Source organism: Rhodothermales bacterium, from assembly GCA_013002345.1.
In the GTDB taxonomy this organism is placed as follows: Bacteria; Bacteroidota; Rhodothermia; order Rhodothermales; family JABDKH01; genus JABDKH01.
Map to the genome: position 1 here is coordinate 1 of JABDKH010000335.1, position 3,458 is coordinate 3,458.

Annotated in this window: 3 protein-coding genes; 2 read left to right on the top strand and 1 reads right to left on the bottom strand. The window is 58.6% G+C overall.

Annotated elements, in window-relative coordinates:
* A partial coding sequence (locus HKN37_15900; GenBank protein NNE48135.1) for an acetamidase occupies nt 1-828 on the top strand: 828 nt, incomplete at its 5' end.
* Nucleotides 829-924: 96 nt separating this feature from the next.
* Here HKN37_15900 and HKN37_15905 read toward each other — a convergent pair.
* Nucleotides 925-2,166, bottom strand: a complete 1,242-nt coding sequence (locus HKN37_15905; protein ID NNE48136.1) for a serine hydrolase — start codon at nt 2,164-2,166, stop codon at nt 925-927.
* 293 nt (nt 2,167-2,459) lie between these two features.
* On the opposite strand from HKN37_15905, the gene HKN37_15910 reads away from it, so the two are divergent.
* The coding region (locus HKN37_15910; GenBank protein NNE48137.1) for a serine/threonine protein kinase at nt 2,460-3,458 on the top strand (999 nt) is incomplete at its 3' end.

Consider the following 3,458-nt stretch of genomic DNA (forward strand, 5'->3'; position numbering starts at 1 on the left):
ATCTCGGAGACCAACAAGGGTGACTATTACGAGCGCGGAGGCGGCGCTTTTCCCGGAGAGGTCGGCCCGTTCTATGTCGAAGGCGCCACGACCGACGACATGCTGAAGGTCGAGATCATCATGGTCCGGCCGAATCACTATCTCGCGGGTGCACAGATCTATTCGGGCTTTGGCGGGCTGGCAACTGACAGTCGGCTTCGGCTTCTGAACGACCCCATTCCCCCGCGGCGCTATGAGTGGGAGATCGATACGGAGGAGATGACGGGCACGACGAAGCTGCCGGACAGCGAGATGTCCGAGATCACGATTGAACTGCGACCGATGCTGGGTCGCGTTTCCGTTGCTCCTCGCGGGCAGGAGGCGTTCAGTGGACTCTGGCCCGGTGACTTTGGCGGCAACATGGATGCCCCGGAGATTCGCGAAGGCGCGACGGTCTATCTGCCCATCTTCCACGACGGCGCATACTTCTATTTCGGCGACGGCCACGCCCGGCAGGGCGAGGGCGAGGTCAACGGCACAGGTCTGGAGACCTCAATGGACGTGATTCTGAAGATCGACGTTGTGAAGGGCAAGACGATCGACTGGCCGCGGATTGAGGACAAAGACTACATCATGGTGGCAGGAAGTGCACGTCCATTGATCGACGCGTTCCGGCTCGCACACGTCGAGCTCATCGAGTGGCTGGAAACGGACTACGGTTTCGGAAGATGGGACGCGTACCTGCTCGTCGGACAGCTCGGCGAGAGTACCGTCGCCAACATCGTCGACCCGATCTACACGGTGGTCGCGAAGTTTCCGAAGGAGTATCTGCCGGACGATAGTGAGTGAGGAAGTTGGTGGTGTGTTTCCGCCCCGTGTCTGGTTGTCCGGGCGTCGACTTTGACCGCTGCCCCTCGCAACGACTATCGGTGTATAGCGAGCGTACTACCGCCCGAGTGCCGGGAGAATGTAGTCTTCGATGATGTCGTTGGCTCGAAGTGGACGCGATTCATAGTAGCCACCCGCCGTAAACACGACGACCATTTCGAGCTCGGGAAACACGAACACGTCCTGCCCACCCCATCCAGCCGCCCGGTAGTATGCGACGTTGGTCGCCCCGTATGCAAAACGACCCAGCCACCAGTTGTAGCCGTACCCGTAAAGAGGCTGGTAGTCTCCAGTCAGTGGTGTGGACATCGTCGTCGACGCGTCCACCCAATCGTCAGAAAGGATTCGTCTTCCGTCCCACACACCACTGTTCAGATACAGGAGTCCGATTTTTGCCATGTCTCGAGGCCGAAGAGATGCACCGCCCGACGCAAACGTCAATTCCGGGACCATCGAGAATCTGCGCCACGAGAAGTCTTCGATTCCGAGAGGATCGAACAAGTTCTCTTTCGCGAAGTCAATGAGAGTAGACGCTGACGATTTCTTCCGGATGATCTCTCCCAGTAGATTCGTATCACCGCTGTTATAGAGAAACTCACTTCCCGGAATGGAGATCATCGCTCTTCCCAGCAGATACCCCATCGGGTCGATCGTATTGAACATCTGGTAGTGCGAGTCCCGCGGATCGCCGAAGTCGTACTCGAACTCATTCCATTCATATCCCGAAGAGAATGACAGCAAATGTCTCAGCGTGATGTTCCGGTTGTCGTCGTTCAATAGGTGCTCGTACTGTGGAAAGAACGAGAAGAGCGTGTCGTCAACAGTTTTGAGAAGCCCCTGGTCCAGTGCCAGGCCGCACAACGCGGAGGTGATGCTCTTTGACACGGACGCCACGTAGTGAAGCGTGTTGCGGTCGAAACTTCTTGCAATCTGCTGGAGTGTTTCCGGATCGAGGTCCATCCCCGGCCAATACTCCTCGAACACGAGTTTCTGATCCTTGATGATCAGTAAGCCGTGGATCAGGTGGTCGTCCGTGCTGGAGATCACGTCCAGCAGGTCAAGAAGGGGCGCGGCATCCACTCCGACGTCATGGAGGTATGCCGTCTCCCAGCCGTCGCCAGTCGCAGGGGGCCTTTCATAGTCACTTTCCGGATCCTTCTGCGAATCACAGGCGGCCACCAGCAGAAGGAGGAGGATCCAGATTGAACGGATCAGAACGCGTTTTCGGGCGCCGACCCGTGTCGGATCAGCACTCCATTGCGGCATCTGCACAGATCCACGTGGAGTCGAAGGCTTCATATCAGACTCCGATTACCCCTTAGAATGGGACATGTGTACATAACGTCTGGCAGGGCGCACTTGCTGTCGGCCGATTCACGTGGGCGCATGTAGTGGCTTTGCCCGCCCGGTCCCGGAAATCGGATCAGTGGGGCCGATCCGGTGCTTCTAAGAAATATCTCGACCTACCTTGTCCATCCTGGTGACGTCAACGGGCACGAAATGCCCGGCGTCAGCATATTGAAGACCGGACAGTCTTCCCGGTTGCCTATTTTCCACGCCCGGGGATCGCTTTCCACTCAGCAATCATATCCATGATCGGCCGAACCATATCCAATTTCGAGATCATCGAGAAGCTCGGCAGCGGTGGTATGGGTGTGGTTTATCTGGCGCGCGACACGCGGCTGAATCGGCCCGCCGCCCTGAAATTCCTTCCGCCGCACATGGCCACCGACGAGGATGCCAAGGCCCGTTTCATTCAGGAAGCGCAGGCGGCGTCGGCGCTCGATCATCCGAACATCTGTTCGATATTTCAGATCGGTGAAACGGAGCCTGTCCCCGGGGAGCCGGGGGACGGCGAGCTGTTCATCGCGATGGCACACTACGAGGGGCAGACGCTGAAGTATCGTCTTGATGAAGAAGACTTCAGTGTTGATCGATCTCTCAAGATCGGCCGCCAATTAGCCGCCGGACTGAGTCGTGCACACGAGGCCGGTATTGTTCACCGGGATATCAAGCCGGCGAACATCATGGTGACGGACCGGGGCGAGGTGAAGATTCTCGACTTCGGCCTCGCCAAGCTCACCACGGGGGCGCAGCTAACGAAGTCGGGTTCGACACTCGGTACGGCCGCCTACATGAGTCCGGAGCAATACCGCGGCGAGGAGGTGGGTCCGCCTGCCGATGTCTGGAGTCTCGGTGTCGTGCTCTACGAAATGGTGACCGGAAAGGCTCCTTTCGCGGGCGACTATGAGCAGGCCGTGATGTATTCCGTCCTCAACGCGGAGCCCGACGCCGTTGCCGATTTGACGCCCGGAGTGCCGGACGACTTCGCGGCGTTCATCATGCAGTGTCTCGACAAGGATTACGCATCGCGGCCATCCCTGAAAGAGCTGGCCGGTGATCCGCTCGAGAGTACACTGGGGGTGGCGTCGTCCCGTTCTTCGGCCGCTACTCCGGCCGATAGCCGGCGCGAGCGAGTTGGCATTTCCAAACGGACGATCGGGATCGCCGTCGCCGCGGTTGTAGCTATCATCGCGGCAGCGGGACTATGGGGTTTGAGATCAGACCCGGAAGTTGAGAGTCCGCCACCG